The organism is Streptomyces fildesensis, assembly GCF_016107395.1.
GTDB classification, from domain to species: domain Bacteria; phylum Actinomycetota; class Actinomycetes; order Streptomycetales; family Streptomycetaceae; genus Actinacidiphila; species Actinacidiphila fildesensis.
Genome location: NZ_JAAIKO010000013.1, coordinates 91769 through 105139, shown reverse-complemented (window position 1 = coordinate 105139; position 13371 = coordinate 91769). Strand labels below are relative to the sequence as shown.

Sequence of the window (13371 nt, the reverse complement as noted above, 5' to 3'; positions counted from 1 at the left end):
CGGGCTTGACCACGGAGCGTATGGCTTTGGGCCTAGGACCCGGCTAGTACCGGCCTAAGCCGGGCCCGGACCGGTCCTGGTCCTGAAGCCCGATGCGCGGGGCCAGAACGGGGACGTACCGTCCTTGGTGTGCTGCAGACAACCGCTGTCCCCCATCCTGGGATCATGGCCCACCCCGACGACTTCCGCGCCGCGATGGCCCGCCTCGCGGCCGGCGTCGTTCTCGTCACCGCTCATGACCCGGAGGACGGGCCCAGGGGCGAGGACGTCGGCATGACGGCCACCGCGTTCCTGTCCGTCTCGCTCGAACCGCCGATGGTACTGGTGAGCGTTCGGGCGGACTCGCGAATGGACGATCTGCTGGAGCGGCAGCCGCTGTGGGCGGCGTCCGTGCTCAGCGAGAGCCAGCGGCACATCGCGGGGCGCTTCGCGATGCGCGGGCGGATCAGCGACCGGCTGCTCTTCGAGGACGTCGCCTACTACCGCGGCGCCCGATCCGGGGCGCCGATACTCGGCGGGGCGCTCTCGGTGCTGGAGTGCGAGACGGAACAGCGGGTCACGGCCGGGGACCACACCCTCGTCATCGGACGGGTGCTCGCCGCGCAGACGCCGAGCGCCGACGGCTCACCGCTCGTCTACTTCAAGGGCCGCTACCGGCAGCTCGGCTAGGGCGTGTTGCGAAAGCCCGGCGTCAGTCCCAGGAACGCTGATCGCGGCCGCGCTTGGTCTCGCCGCGCTGCTTCTTGTGCCGCAGCCGGCGCTCGTTGATCCCGCGCGGGATCTTCGTCGGACGGCGCGGCTTCGGCGGCGGGGCGGTGGCCGTCGCCAGCACCGACGCCAGCCGGGCGAGCGCCGTCTCCCGGTTGCGCCACTGCGAGCGGTGCTCGGAGGCCTTGACCGTCAGAACGCCGGAGACGAGCTTGCCCGCGAGGCGCTCCAGCGCCCGGTCCTTCCAGACCGGCGGCAGGGATTCCGTACCGGCGAGGTCGAAGCGCAGCTCGACCTGGCTGTCACTGGTGTTCACATGCTGCCCGCCCGGCCCCGACGACCTGGAGAAACGCCACAGGAGCTCGGCCTCCGGGACGGAGACGGAGCCGCGAATGACAAGGGGACCGGACATGCGTCCTATGATCCCGTGTTCCGACGGCTCCCGTCACAGGGTTTTCCACGGTGGTTTCGGCCGCTGTGGCCAATCGTGAATCCTTCGAAGGGAACCAGACAGTCCTCTGACGGCGTTGTGACGGGTGACGGTAGCTTCGTCGGCAACAACCCATCTCCATGGAGGGGACTCCCAATGGCTGTAAGCCTGTCCAAGGGCGGCAACGTCTCGCTGACCAAAGAGGCGCCTGGCCTGACGGCGGTCACGGTCGGTCTCGGCTGGGACGTCCGTACCACCACCGGTACCGACTTCGACCTCGACGCGAGCGCCATCGCTGTGAACACCACCGGCAAGGTCTACTCGGACGGCCACTTCGTCTTCTTCAACAACAAGGCGACGCCCGACCAGTCCATCGTGCACACCGGCGACAACAAGACCGGTGAGGGCGAGGGCGACGACGAGCAGATCAAGGTCAACCTGGCGGCGCTCCCGGCCGACATCGACAAGATCGTCTTCCCGGTCTCGATCTACGACGCCGAGACCCGGAGCCAGAACTTCGGCCAGGTCCGCAACGCCTACATCCGCATCGTCAACCAGGCCGGCGAGGCGGAGATCGCCCGCTACGACCTGAGCGAGGACTCGGCCACCGAGACCGCGATGGTCTTCGGCGAGCTGTACCGCAACGGCGCGGAGTGGAAGTTCCGCGCGGTGGGCCAGGGCTACGCCTCCGGCCTCGTGGGTATCGCCACGGACTTCGGCGTCAACCTCTGACACCGGCTCCACCTCCCGACGGCCTCCGGATCGCACCCTGATCCGGAGGCCGTCGGCGTTCGTGCGGCGGTCACTTCCCGAGAGCGGTCACTTCCCGAGAGCCGCCACACCGACGCGCGCGAACTGCTCGTCCAGGTCACCGCTGGGGGCGCCGGCGACACCGATGGCCGCGATGGGCGCACCGCCGTCGGTGACGGGGGCGGCGCCGGCCAGGAAGAGGGTGCCGGGGATGTCCTTGAGGTTCGGGGCCTGGGCCAGCCGCTCGGCCAACTCCGAGGTGGGGGCGTTCCAGGAGACCGCGGTGTACGCCTTGCGCTCGGCGGACTCGTAGGACTGCGGGCCCGCGCCGTCGCCGCGCAGGGTGACGACGGTGTTCCCGTTGCGGTCGACGACCGCGACGGTGACGTGCTGGTCGGCCTTCTCGGCGGCGTCGAGCGCGGCCTGGGCGCCCTTGGCGGCGGCGTCGATCGTCAGATGCGCCGTCCGGACGGTCTGCGACGGCCGGATGTCGGCGGTCTTCGCGGCGGGCGCCGGGGCGGCGGACGCCGACACACTGCCGAAGACGCCGGCGCCGAGAGCGGCTGCAGCGAGGGACCCGGCCAGAACACGAGCGGAAATCTTCACGGTCACTCCTCAGAGAATCGGTGCGGCCCGCACCGGGCCTGCCCTTCGATCCTCGGCCCGGACCGGGCCGATCAGGGTCGGCGAGCCGGCCCCTCCCCGCGGGCATGATGGATGACGGGGCCGTCAACCGATCGGATGATGCGGGGCCGGCGGGGCCGGGCGATAAAGGGATACGGGGGCAGGAGCGGCCGACGACGAGGAGATCCACGTGAGCACCACCCCGCGACCGGCGGCGGAGACCGCCGACCCCGATGCGGGCTGGCTCACCCTCGTCATGCACACCGCGTTCGTCCTGCTGCTGGGTGCCTCGCTGACCCGCTTCGTGGTGCACCATCCGGGCGCCGCCAGGGTGCCGTGGGTGATCGGCCTGAGCGTCGCGCTCGCCGTCCTGTACGCGCTCGGTCCGGCCGCCGGAAGGGCTGGGCCCTCGGCCCACCGTCTGTGGCTGGCGGCCGTCGTCGTCGCCTGGGTGGTGATCGTGCTGCTCGCGCCGAGCTTCGCCTGGTGCGCGATCCCGCTCTTCTACAGCGGGCTGCGGACCCTGCCGGCACGTGCCGCGATCATCCTCGTGGCGGCCCTCACCGTCCTGGTCGTCATCTCCCAGCTCCGGCTGGCCGACGGCTTCGACCCCAACCTCCTCCTGCTGCCGCCCGCCGTCGCGGGCCTCGCCACCGCCGTCTTCCTGCACATGCAGCGGCAGGCCGCCCGTCAGCACGCACTCATCGACGACCTCGTCAGGACCCAGCGCGAGCTCGCGGCGACCGAGCGGCGCGCGGGCGCGCTGGCCGAGCGGCAGCGGCTGGCCATGGAGATCCACGACAGCCTGGCGCAGGGCCTGTCCAGCCAGCAGATGCTGCTGCAGGCCGCGGCCCGCACCTGGGACAGCGACCCCGGCACCGCCAGGACGCACGTCACCACCGCGACCTCGATCGTCGCGCGCAACCTCGCCGAGGCGCGCGCCTTCGTGCACAACCTCGCGCCCGCCGACCTCGCCGACGGCGGCACCCTGCACGACGCGTTGCGGGCGCTGGCCGAACGCGAGTCGGCGGAGAGCGGCCTGCCGGTCCGCTTCCACCTGGACGGAAGCCCTGGCGGAACGCCGATCGGAACCACCCCGAGCGGCACGGCATCGGGCGGGCTGCCGGCCGCCGCGCAGGCCGCGCTGATGCGGATCGCGCAGGGCGCGCTGGCCAATGTGCGCGAGCACGCCGGCGCCTCGGCCGCCGTGATCACCCTGTCGTACCTCGGCGACCAGGCCGTCCTGGACATCGCGGACGACGGCCGCGGCTTCGACCCGGCCGACCGCGCGGCCCCCGGCTCCGGCGCCGCCGCCGAAGGGGCGGCCCGCGGCCACGGCCTGCCGGCGATGCGCGCCCGGCTCCGCCAGTTCGGCGGCACCCTGACCGTCGAGAGCGGCGCGGGCGAAGGCACCGTCGTCACCGCCACGATCCCCCTGGAGCACCAGTGACCGCCTCCGCCGCCGTACCGGAACCCACGCCCACGCCCGCCCCCGTGCGGCTGCTGGTCTGCGACGACCACGCCGTCGTACGCGCCGGGCTCCTCGCGCTGCTCGCCAGCGCGGGCGACATCGACGTGATCGGCGAGGCCGGGACGGGCGAGGAGGCGGTCGTCATGGCCGCCCGGCTGCGTCCGCAGGTCGTCCTGATGGATCTCCAGCTGGGGAACGGGATCGACGGCGTCGAGGCCACCCGGCGGATCACCTCGGCCGTCGAGGCGCCCGACGCGGCCCCGCACGTCCTGGTGCTGACCACGTACGACACCGACGCCGACATCACCCGCGCCATCGAGGCCGGCGCGACCGGCTATCTGCTCAAGGCGGAGCGGCCCGAGGAGCTGTTCGCCGCGATCCACGCGGCGGCCCAGGGCCGCACCACCCTCTCGCCGCCGGTCGCCAGCCGCGTCTTGGCCCGGATGCGCGCCCCGCGCCCGAACCTCACCGAACGCGAGCTGGACATCCTCGCCCAGCTCGCGCAGGGCCTCGGCAACCGCGACATCGCCCGCGCCCTGTTCATCAGCGAGGCGACCGTCAAGACGCACCTGGGCCGGATCTACGACAAGCTCGGCGTCGACACCCGGGCCGGAGCGGTGTCCGTGGCCAAGGAGCAGCGGCTGCTGCGCTGACCACGCGGCCGGCCGGCGGCTGCTGCGCCGACCCGGACCCGCCGGCGGCTGTTGCACCGACGCGGACCGGGTCGCGCCCACGCGTCGTTCCGCCGCGTCATTCCGCAGTCGTACCGCGTGCGACGATCGACAGTGTGATCGACCTCGGCTACGCCCTCTCCCGCCGCTTTCCCGACCCCCCGCAGACGGACTACCGCACCGCGACCGTCCACTCCCTGCGTCACGACCTGTTCTGCGGCGATGTGTACCTCGCGAAGGGCGAGCGCGAACTGTCCACAGCCTGGGGATGGGTCCCGGTGCTCGACTTCGCGTGGGCGATGTGCGACATCGTCGAGCGGCTGGACCAGGACCCGCGCGGCAGCCGCGCCTCGCGCTCGCAGTACGCCGAGTTCGACTTCACCGAGTCCACGGACCGGCTCCGCTTCGCGCGGCGCTTCGGCTACGTGGACGTCGTCGCCGACTGGGCCGAGGACGAGCCGCCGCTCTCCCTGCACCACACGACGTTCCGCCGCGAGGCACGCGACTTCCTGCACGACCTGATCGCGGACCTGACCGACATGCACGACGGCCTCGGCGACAACCCGGCGATCTGGGACCTGCGGGCCCGCTTCCCGCGCGTGTGACCCATTCGGGTCAACCCCGGATGCGCCGGTTCTGACCAGAGCTTCTCCTTGAGTCATGGAAAACTACCCGATGCTCGACCTCTTCTGGACGATGCTTCTGCTGTTCTTCTGGGTGCTCTGGTTCTTCCTGCTGTTCCGGATCATCGGCGACCTGTTCCGCGACCGCGAGCTCGGCGGCTGGGCCAAGGCGGGCTGGATGATCCTGGTCATCCTGCTGCCCTTCGTCGGCGTGCTGGCCTATGTCATCGTGCGCGGCAAGGGCATGAGCCAGCGCGACGTCAAGCAGGTGGAGGCTCAGCAGACGGCCTTCAAGCAGTACGTGCGCGAAGCGGCGGGCACGCAGGACGACAGCGTGGACCAGCTCCACAAGCTGTCCGAGCTGAAGAGCCGCGGCGACCTCACCGAGGAGGAGTACGCCCAGGCCAAGCAGAAGCTCCTGGCCCGGTCGTCGTAACGCGGTAGCGCAGGCCCCGGGTCTCCCGGACGCCTTCGGACCTCCCGGCTTCCTCCGGACCTCCGGCCTTGACGTGAACCTAGGTTCACGTCGAAGGATGAGCGGTGCGGGCGCCACCAGGCGCCCGCACCGCCCGAAGATCCGGAGAAACGCCATGCGCGCCGCCCGTCTGCACGCCTTCGGCCCCGCCGAGAACCTGACGTACGAGCAGACCGAGACCCCGGTTCCGGGTCCCGGGCAGGTGCGGATCGCCGTCGGCGCGGCCGGGGTCCACGTGATCGACACCGTCTTCCGCCAGGGCGACCCGAAGAGCCCGTACCCGCTGCCCGAGCTGCCGACGATCCCCGGCCGCGAGGTCGCCGGCACCGTCGACGCGCTCGGCGAGGGCACCGACGCGCGCTGGCTCGGCCGGCGCGTCGCCGCCCACCTCGGCATGGTCCCCGGCGGCTACGCCGAGACCGCGGTCACCGACACCGGCAAACTGCACGAGCTGCCGGAGAACCTGGACTTCGCCGAGGGCATCGCCATGATCGGCACCGGCCGCACCACCCTCGGCATCCTGCGGTTCGCGGACCTGACCGACCAGGACGTGGTGATCGTCACCGCCGCGGCCGGCGGCATCGGCACCCTGCTCGTCCAGCACGCCAAGAACCTCGGCGCGACCGTCGTCGGAGCGGCGGGCGGCCCGGCCAAGGTCGAACGGATCCGCGGCCTGGGCGCGGACGTGGCCGTCGACTACAACACCCCCGGCTGGACCGACCAGGTGCGCACCGCCCTCGGCGGCCGGTCCGCGACCGTCGTCTTCGACGCCGTCAGCGGCCCGCTCGGCCGCGCCGCCGTCGACCTGCTCGGCAAGGGCGGCCGGCACCTCGTCTACGGCTGGTCCGCCGGCGGACCGCTGGAGCTCGGCGAGGAGGAACTGGCCACTCGTGGGATCACCTCGCAGACCGTGATCGGCCCGCCGATGATGAAGGCGATCGGCGGCCCCGAGGGCCTGCGCGCCCTGGAGGAGGCGGCCCTCGCGGAGGCCGCCGCCGGCCGTCTCGTACCTGCGGTGCAGCGCTTCCCGCTGGCGGAGGCCGCCGCCGCGCACCGGGCGCTGGAGACCCGCGCCACGATGGGCAAGGTCGTGCTGGTCCCGTAGCCGCCGCATCCTTGGCCGCCGGTCGCGTGCCGTCCCGCGCGCCCCCGGGCGGTGCCCGGCCCGGGGGCGCCAGGGAACTCCATGGGGCCTCCGGGGAGTTCCCTGGGCGAGATCGAAAGCCAATGCGTCGAGGAGAACACCACCATGGCCCTGTGGAATCGCTTCAAGGAGTCCGCGCAGACCATGCAGACCCAGCTCACCGCGAAGAAGAACGACCTCAAGAGCGGGGCGTTCCGCGACGCGAGCATGGCGATGTGCGCACTGGTCGCCGCCGCCGACGGTCAGATCGACCCGTCCGAGCGCCAGCGCGTGGCGTCGCTGATCGCGGGCAACGACGTATTGCAGAACTTCCCGGCCGATGACCTGCAGCGCCGGTTCGACGCCTACCTCGGCAAGCTGACCGCCGACTTCGACTTCGGCAAGGTCGGGATCCTGCAGGAGATCGGCAAGGTCCAGAAGAAGCCGACCGAGGCCCGCGCCGTCATCCAGATCGGCATCGTCATCGGCGGCGCCGACGGTGACTTCGACAAGACCGAGCAGGGTGTCGTCCGCGAGGCGTGCTTCGCGGTGGGCATCGACCCCAAGGAGTTCGACCTCTAAGGCCAGGACCGCTAGGGCCAGAACCGCTAGGACCGCTAGGGCCTCCAGGGCCTCCAGGGCCAGGACCTCTAGGACCGCTGAGAAACCGGCTTCCTGGAGCCGGCCGGCTGGAAGCCGGCCACGCGGACCGTCAGGCCGCCGCCCGGATTCGCTGCGGCGGTGGCCACGGCCCCGTGCGCGCGGGCGATCGAGGCGACGATGGAGAGCCCGAGTCCCGCCCCCTCCCCCGGCCCGTGGCGGCGGGCCTGCATCCGCCGGAAGGGCTCGAAGAGCTCCGGCACCTCGGCGGCCGGCACCTCAGGGCCGGTGTTGACGACCTCCAGGCCGTCCGCGCCGACCCTGACCCGCACCTGCCCGCCCGGGTGGTTGTAGCGGATCGCGTTGCTCACCAGGTTGTGCACCAGATGCCCGAGCAGCACGGCCTCGCCCTGCACGGTCAGCGGCCGCAGTTCGGTCCCGACGGTGACCCCGTGCTCGCCCGCCTGGTCCGCGAGCGCCGTCGCAACGCTCGCCGCGGTCGCGTCGAGCGCGATCGGCCCGACGCGCTCCAGCCCCTGGTCGCTGGCCGAGAGCAGCAGCAGTCCGTCGATCAGCTTCTCGCTGTCATCGGCGACGTCGATGAGCTTGCCGCGCAGGCGCGCGAGCCGTTCCGGATCCAGGTCCGGGTCCGCCAGCCCGATCTCGGCCGCGGCACGCTGCACGGCCAGCGGCGTCCGCAGCTCATGGGCGGCGTTGGCGACGAACCGCTGCTGGGCGGAGACCAGCTGCTCTATCCGGTCGAGCATGGTGTCGAACGTGTCGGCGAGCTGCTTCAGCTCGCCGGGCGGCGCCTTCAGCTTGATGCGCTCGTGCAGGTTCTCACCGGACAGCCGGCGGGCGGTGGACGTGATGACGCCCACCGGACGCAGCACCCGTCCCGCCATCCACCAGGCCAGCGCCACGGACAGCACGGCGAAGACGGCGAGCGAGATGAGCGAGACCGTCAGCAGTTTGCTGAGGGCCGCGCTCTCCGCCGCCGTCGTGATCATCTTCGTCGCCGCGTGCGCCTTGGCGGCGTCGAACGTCTGCCCCTGCAGGGGAAGCGCCGGCTGGGCCTCGGCGAACTGCCGGGTCGGCAGGGCGTACGGGGAGCGGGGGCCGCCGCCGATGGGGACGGCGGTGGTGACGGCGAGGCTGATGGTGGAGTAGAGACCGCTGCGCACCAGCGAGTACACGAGGGCTATCAGCACGCCGCCGGCCAGCACCAGCAGCCCGCCGTACAGACTCGTCAGCCGGGCCCGTTCACTGCTCAGCCGCCAGAGCCGCAGACGGAACCGGCTCATGACCGGTCCCGGGAGGCGGAGTTCGGGGCCTGGTCCCCGGAGGCGGAGTTCGGGGTCCGCTCCCCGGCGGTTGAGTTCAGGGCCTGGTCCCCGGCGGCTGCGTACGGCGACCGGTCCCCCGGAACGTCGGCGATCCGGTAGCCGACGCCCGGCACCGTCTCCACCACCTGCGGCTCGCCGAGCTTGGTGCGCAGCTTGCTGAGCGTCACCCGGACCGCGTTCGTGCGGTAGCTGGTGTCCTCCTCCCACACCTGCTCGATCAGGTCCTCGCCGCTGACGACCGCGCCGTCCGCGCGCATCAGTACCTCCAACACCGCGAACTCCTTCCGGGACAGGCTCAGATACCGGCCGTCGCGGCTCGCCTGGCGGCGCGCGCCGTCCATGACGAGGCCGGCGCGTTCGATCACCGGGGGCAGCGCGGGGTGCACCCGGCGGCCCAGTGCCAGGACCCGGGCGAGCAACTCGTCGTAGGCGAACGGCTTGGTGAGGTAGTCGTCGGCGCCCAGGCCGAGCCCCGCCACCCGGTCGCGGACGGTGCCGGCGGCGGTGAGCATCAGCACCCGGGTGAGCAGCCGCTGCTCCACGACCCGGCGGCAGACCTCGTCGCCGTGGACCCCGGGCAGATCGCGGTCCAGGACGAGCACGTCGTAGGCGCCGAACCGGAGCTTGCGCAGCCCTTCGGCGCCGTCCGACGCCACGTCCACCGCGATGGCGTCACGGCGCAGCCCGTCGGCCACCATTTCGGCCAGGAATTCCTCGTCCTCCACCAGCAAAACACGCATGTGCCCCTGTTTACCCGATGGGGACCTTTCGGCGTTGTAAAGGACCTCGCTTAGAGAAACGAGAGCTCTGCGGCTGTCAATCTCCTCCCGTCACTATCCGGAACAGCCGCAAAGTGAGAATCCCATGAGAAATCGCAACCGCGTTTCCGCCGGCGCCGCGGCACTGGCCGCTCTCGCCCTCTTCGCCTCCGCCTGTTCGGGCTCCGATACGGACTCCGACGCGAAGGGATCGCCCGGGAAGAGCTCGGCCGACACCGCCGCCGACAAGGCGCTCAAGTTCCGCAAGTGCCTTCGGGACAACGGCATGGACGTGCAGGAACCCAAGCCGGGCGAGGACCCGCGGGGCATGACGATCGGCAGGAACGGCAGTGAGGCGTCGATGAAGAAGGCGATGGACGCCTGCAAGCAGTTCAGCGCGAATCCGTCGGGAGAAATATCCCAGGCGGACAAGGACAAGGCTCTCAAGTTCGCGCAGTGCATGCGTAAGAACGGCGTCGACATGCCCGATCCGAACCATGGCGGCAGTGGCGGGATGCAGAAGGCCATGCCGATGCCGCAGGGCGCGGAGAAGGAGAAGTTCGACAAGGCCAACAAGCTCTGCTCCGTCGACTGACGACCGGCGTGACCGACGGCATGCGCAAGAGCACGCAGGGAACGCACGGAACACGCCGAACGCAGGCAAGGCACGAAACGCAGAGCACGCGGCCGAGCACGCAGGGGACGGACGGGAATACGTCGATGAAGCGCAAGAGAATCGTTCTGGCCGCCGTGGCGGTGGTCGTGGTCGTCGCCGGGGGCGGCGTGGCCGTCACCGCGCTGGCCGCCCCCGACAAGGGGGTGACCCAGCAGAATTCCGGCCTCCCGCCGGCGACCGCCCCGATCGAGCGCGGCGATCTCAGCGACAGCACCCAGAAGCAGGGCACGCTCGGGTACTCCAAGGAGCGCAAGATCAACGCGGGCGCCATGGGCACCATCACCTGGGTCGCCGGCGCCGGCTCCTCCGTCGCGCGCGACGGCAGGCTGTACGGGGTCGACGGCAAGCCCGTACGGCTGATGTACGGCACGACCCCCATGTACCGGACGCTGAAGACCGGCGACAAGGGCGACGACGTCCGGCAGTTGAAGGAGAATCTGCGCGCCCTCGGCTTCGGCTCCGGCCTGGCCGCCGACGGCACGTTCACCGCCGGCACCGCCGATGCCGTGAAGCGCTGGCAGAAGGACCACGACCTGCCGAGGACCGGCACGACCGGCCCCGACCAGATCGCCTTCTCCGCCGGCCCGGTACGGATCAAGTCGGCGGACTCCACCGTCGGCGACCAGGCCGGTCCCGGCAAGCCGGTGCTGACCACGACCAGTTCCGAGCGGATCGTCGAGTTCAAGCTGGAGGTCGCCGACGGTCAGCTGGCGCGGACCGGCACCAAAGTCACCGTCGATCTGCCGGGCGGCGGGACCGCGCAGGGCAAGGTCTCCTCCATCGGCAAGACCGTCGAGGAGGGCGAGGACCCGCAGGACAAGACACCCAGGATCTCCGTCACGGTCACCTTCGACGACCCGTCCAAGGTCGGCGGCCTCGACAAGTCCCCGGTGACGGTGAACCTGACCGGCCAGACCCACCAGGGCGTGCTGTCCGTACCCGTCAACGCCCTGCTGGCGCTGCCCAGCGGCGGCTTCGGCGTCCAGGTCGTGGAGAACGGCAAGGCGCGCGACGTCGCGGTCGAGCTCGGCATGTTCGGGCAGGGGCGGGTCGAGATCAGCGGCGGCGGGCTGCGCGAGGGCATGAAGGTCGGGGTGCCGTCGCTGTGAGTTCCACCGGTACCGCCCCGAACACCGTCGTCGAACTCGTGGGCGTCGGGAAGCAGTACCCGGGCGGCGTCACGGCGCTGCGTGGCGTGGACCTGACGATCGACGACGGCGAACTGCTCGCCATCGTCGGCCCGTCCGGCTCCGGCAAGTCCACCCTGCTGCACATCGTCGGCACCCTGGACCGGCCGTCCTCCGGCTCGGTCGCCATCGCGGGCCACGACGTCGCCGCGCTGTCCGACGGCAGGCTCTCCGCGCTGCGCGCCCAGCACGTCGGATTCGTCTTCCAGGCGTTCCATCTCGTGCCCGGCATCAGCGCCCAGGACAACGTGGCCGAGGGGCTCCTCTACTCGGGGCTGCCGCGCGCCGAACGCCGCCGCCGGGCCGCCGCCGCGCTGGAGCGCGTCGGCCTCGCGGACCGGATGGACCACAAGCCGCACCAGCTGTCCGGCGGGCAGAAGCAGCGCGTCGCCATCGCGCGCGCCGTCGTCGGCGAACCCGACCTGCTGCTCGCCGACGAGCCCACCGGCGCCCTGGACTCCGCCTCGGGCGAGGCGGTCATGGAGCTGCTGCACGATCTCAACAAGGAAGGCGCGACCATCGCCGTGATCACCCACGACAGCGAGATCGCCGACCGGCTGCCCCGCCAGGTGCGGATCCGCGACGGCCGGGTGGTGGCGGACACCAGACAGGCCCGCACGAGTGGCGGGACGGGTGCTGATGCCAGGACGGACGCGGCACCTGACTCCGCACCCGGCACCGGGACCGACGCCGGAGCGGTCGCCGTATGAGGCGCACCGCACTCTCCCCCGCCCGGCTCAGCGCCCGCGATGTGTTCCACGTCGGATCCGCCGGGCTGCGCGGCCGCCCCCTGCGCGTCGTCCTGTCCGCGCTGGGCATCGCGCTCGGCATCGCGACGATGATCGCGGTGGTCGGCATCTCGTCCTCCAGCAAGGCCCAACTCATACGGGAATTGGACCGGTTGGGCACCAACATGCTCGTGGTGACCCCGGGCGACGCGCTGTTCACCGGCCAGGACGCCCGGCTGCCGAAGGAGGCCCCGGGCATGATCGGCCGGATCCCGGGCGTCGAGCAGGTGGGCGCCACCGGCGACATCAAGCAGTCGGTACGCCGTTCCGAGAAGATCCCCGAGGGCGACACCGGCGGCATCGCCGTCAAGGCGACCACCGAGGAGCTGCTGAAGACCCTGCGCGGCTCGGTGCGCAGCGGCAGCTGGCTCAACAAGGCCACCGGCAGGTACCCGTCCGTCGTGCTCGGCAGCGTCGCCGCCGACCGCCTCGGCATCACCGCCCCCGGGCAGCAGGTGTTCATCGGCGGCCGGTACTTCACCGTCACCGGCATCCTCGACCCGCTGCCGCTCGCCCCCGAGATCGAGCGCTCCGCCCTCGTCGGGTGGGACGCGGCGGAACGGCTGCTGGGCTTCGACGGCCATCCCACGTCCGTCTACGAACGCTCCACCGATGCCGCGGTCGCCGCCGTACGCGACCTGGTCCCGCGCACGGCCAACCCGCAGAACCCGCAGGTCGTGAAGGTCACGGATCCTTCGGCGGCACTGCAGGCGAAGGCCGCCACGGACGGCGCGTTCACCAATCTGCTGCTCGGTCTCGGCGGGGTCGCCCTGCTGGTCGGCGGTGTCGGCGTCGCCAACACCATGATCATCTCGGTGCTGGAACGCCGCCACGAGATCGGGCTGCGCCGCTCCCTGGGCGCGACCAGGGGCCAGATCCGCATCCAGTTCGTCACCGAGTCCCTCATGCTCTCCGGACTCGGCGGCCTGGCGGGCATCGCCCTCGGCTCCCTCGCCACCTTCGTCTACGCCACCACCGGCCGCCTCCCGTGGGTGGTACCGCCGTGGGCCGTCAGCGGCGGCTTCGGCGCCACGCTGATCATCGGCACCGTCGCCGGCCTCTATCCGGCGGTCCGCGCGGCCCGCCTGTCGCCGACCCTGGCGCTGCACGCCGCGTAGGGCCGGTCCGGCCGAGCCCGTAC

General features: G+C 71.7%; 15 protein-coding genes and 1 pseudogene. 12 read left to right on the top strand and 4 right to left on the bottom strand.

What is annotated here, in order from left to right:
- The first annotated feature begins 165 nt into the window (after positions 1–165).
- Positions 166–669, top strand: coding sequence for a flavin reductase family protein (locus tag C6N31_RS19955; RefSeq protein WP_138354107.1), 504 nt, complete (start codon positions 166–168; stop codon positions 667–669).
- Between the two features lie 22 nt (positions 670–691).
- Here the strand turns inward: C6N31_RS19955 and arfB are convergent, their stop codons facing one another.
- Positions 692–1120 (bottom strand): alternative ribosome rescue aminoacyl-tRNA hydrolase ArfB, encoded by a 429-nt coding sequence (gene arfB, locus C6N31_RS19950; protein ID WP_138354106.1) that lies wholly within the window; start codon positions 1118–1120, stop codon positions 692–694.
- Positions 1121–1294: 174 nt separating this feature from the next.
- On the opposite strand from arfB, the gene C6N31_RS19945 reads away from it, so the two are divergent.
- Positions 1295–1870, top strand: coding sequence for a TerD family protein (locus C6N31_RS19945; RefSeq protein ID WP_138354105.1), 576 nt, complete (start codon positions 1295–1297; stop codon positions 1868–1870).
- A gap of 87 nt (positions 1871–1957) precedes the next feature.
- Here C6N31_RS19945 and C6N31_RS19940 read toward each other — a convergent pair whose 3' ends face one another.
- Positions 1958–2494, bottom strand: coding sequence for a GlcG/HbpS family heme-binding protein (locus C6N31_RS19940; RefSeq protein WP_198357931.1), 537 nt, complete (start codon positions 2492–2494; stop codon positions 1958–1960).
- Positions 2495–2768: 274 nt separating this feature from the next.
- Between C6N31_RS19940 and C6N31_RS19935 the strand changes: the two genes are divergently transcribed.
- The 6 genes from C6N31_RS19935 to C6N31_RS19910 all read left to right on the top strand — a co-directional run bounded on the left by C6N31_RS19935 (position 2769) and on the right by C6N31_RS19910 (position 7457).
- The gene (locus C6N31_RS19935; protein ID WP_198357938.1) at positions 2769–3962 is read left to right on the top strand and encodes a sensor histidine kinase; all 1194 of its coding nucleotides are present in this window, start codon (positions 2769–2771) and stop codon (positions 3960–3962) included.
- Positions 3959–4636 carry a response regulator gene (locus C6N31_RS19930; RefSeq protein WP_138354103.1) on the top strand — a complete coding sequence of 226 codons (678 nt, stop codon included), beginning with the start codon at positions 3959–3961 and terminating at the stop codon, positions 4634–4636. The genes C6N31_RS19935 and C6N31_RS19930 overlap by 4 nt, the downstream gene beginning before the upstream one ends.
- Before the next feature lie 134 nt (positions 4637–4770).
- Positions 4771–5259, top strand: coding sequence for a hypothetical protein (locus C6N31_RS19925; RefSeq protein ID WP_138354102.1), 489 nt, complete (start codon positions 4771–4773; stop codon positions 5257–5259).
- A gap of 55 nt (positions 5260–5314) precedes the next feature.
- Entirely contained in the window at positions 5315–5713 is a 399-nt protein-coding gene (locus tag C6N31_RS19920; protein WP_138354101.1) for an SHOCT domain-containing protein, read from the top strand.
- 154 nt (positions 5714–5867) lie between these two features.
- A complete protein-coding gene (locus tag C6N31_RS19915; protein WP_138354100.1) occupies positions 5868–6857 on the top strand; it encodes a zinc-binding dehydrogenase in 990 nt (329 codons plus the stop codon).
- Positions 6858–7001: 144 nt separating this feature from the next.
- Entirely contained in the window at positions 7002–7457 is a 456-nt protein-coding gene (locus tag C6N31_RS19910; RefSeq protein ID WP_138354099.1) for a tellurite resistance TerB family protein, read from the top strand.
- 68 nt (positions 7458–7525) lie between these two features.
- Here C6N31_RS19910 and C6N31_RS19905 read toward each other — a convergent pair whose 3' ends face one another.
- Together C6N31_RS19905 and C6N31_RS19900 are read right to left on the bottom strand one after the other, a co-directional pair.
- Entirely contained in the window at positions 7526–8779 is a 1254-nt protein-coding gene (locus tag C6N31_RS19905; protein WP_232485411.1) for a sensor histidine kinase, read from the bottom strand.
- Between the two features lie 128 nt (positions 8780–8907).
- A pseudogene (locus C6N31_RS19900) lies at positions 8908–9561 on the bottom strand (response regulator transcription factor); the annotation flags it as partial.
- 124 nt (positions 9562–9685) lie between these two features.
- On the opposite strand from C6N31_RS19900, the gene C6N31_RS19895 reads away from it, so the two are divergent.
- From C6N31_RS19895 to C6N31_RS19880, 4 genes are all read left to right on the top strand, one after another.
- Positions 9686–10174 carry a hypothetical protein gene (locus tag C6N31_RS19895; protein WP_198357929.1) on the top strand — a complete coding sequence of 163 codons (489 nt, stop codon included), beginning with the start codon at positions 9686–9688 and terminating at the stop codon, positions 10172–10174.
- 125 nt (positions 10175–10299) lie between these two features.
- The gene (locus C6N31_RS19890; RefSeq protein ID WP_198357928.1) at positions 10300–11364 is read left to right on the top strand and encodes a peptidoglycan-binding protein; all 1065 of its coding nucleotides are present in this window, start codon (positions 10300–10302) and stop codon (positions 11362–11364) included.
- Positions 11361–12152: an ABC transporter ATP-binding protein gene (locus C6N31_RS19885; RefSeq protein ID WP_138354095.1), complete on the top strand. Its 792-nt coding sequence runs from the start codon at positions 11361–11363 to the stop codon at positions 12150–12152. The genes C6N31_RS19890 and C6N31_RS19885 overlap by 4 nt, the downstream gene beginning before the upstream one ends.
- A complete protein-coding gene (locus C6N31_RS19880; protein WP_198357927.1) occupies positions 12149–13348 on the top strand; it encodes an ABC transporter permease in 1200 nt (399 codons plus the stop codon). The genes C6N31_RS19885 and C6N31_RS19880 overlap by 4 nt, the downstream gene beginning before the upstream one ends.
- Positions 13349–13371: the final 23 nt, after the last annotated feature.

Excerpts from the sequence above, each read along its gene's own strand:
- C6N31_RS19895 (WP_198357929.1), top strand. The coding sequence starts at position 9,686 with ATGAGAAATCGCAACCGCGTTTCCGCCGGCGCCGCGGCACTGGCCGCT.
- C6N31_RS19890 (WP_198357928.1), top strand. The coding sequence starts at position 10,300 with ATGAAGCGCAAGAGAATCGTTCTGGCCGCCGTGGCGGTGGTCGTGGTC.
- C6N31_RS19915 (WP_138354100.1), top strand. The coding sequence starts at position 5,868 with ATGCGCGCCGCCCGTCTGCACGCCTTCGGCCCCGCCGAGAACCTGACG.
- C6N31_RS19920 (WP_138354101.1), top strand. The coding sequence starts at position 5,315 with ATGGAAAACTACCCGATGCTCGACCTCTTCTGGACGATGCTTCTGCTG.
- C6N31_RS19910 (WP_138354099.1), top strand. The coding sequence starts at position 7,002 with ATGGCCCTGTGGAATCGCTTCAAGGAGTCCGCGCAGACCATGCAGACC.
- C6N31_RS19945 (WP_138354105.1), top strand. The coding sequence starts at position 1,295 with ATGGCTGTAAGCCTGTCCAAGGGCGGCAACGTCTCGCTGACCAAAGAG.
- C6N31_RS19935 (WP_198357938.1), top strand. The coding sequence starts at position 2,769 with ATGCACACCGCGTTCGTCCTGCTGCTGGGTGCCTCGCTGACCCGCTTC.
- C6N31_RS19880 (WP_198357927.1), top strand. The coding sequence starts at position 12,149 with ATGAGGCGCACCGCACTCTCCCCCGCCCGGCTCAGCGCCCGCGATGTG.
- C6N31_RS19955 (WP_138354107.1), top strand. The coding sequence starts at position 166 with ATGGCCCACCCCGACGACTTCCGCGCCGCGATGGCCCGCCTCGCGGCC.
- arfB (WP_138354106.1), bottom strand. The coding sequence starts at position 1,120 with ATGTCCGGTCCCCTTGTCATTCGCGGCTCCGTCTCCGTCCCGGAGGCC.
- C6N31_RS19905 (WP_232485411.1), bottom strand. The coding sequence starts at position 8,779 with ATGAGCCGGTTCCGTCTGCGGCTCTGGCGGCTGAGCAGTGAACGGGCC.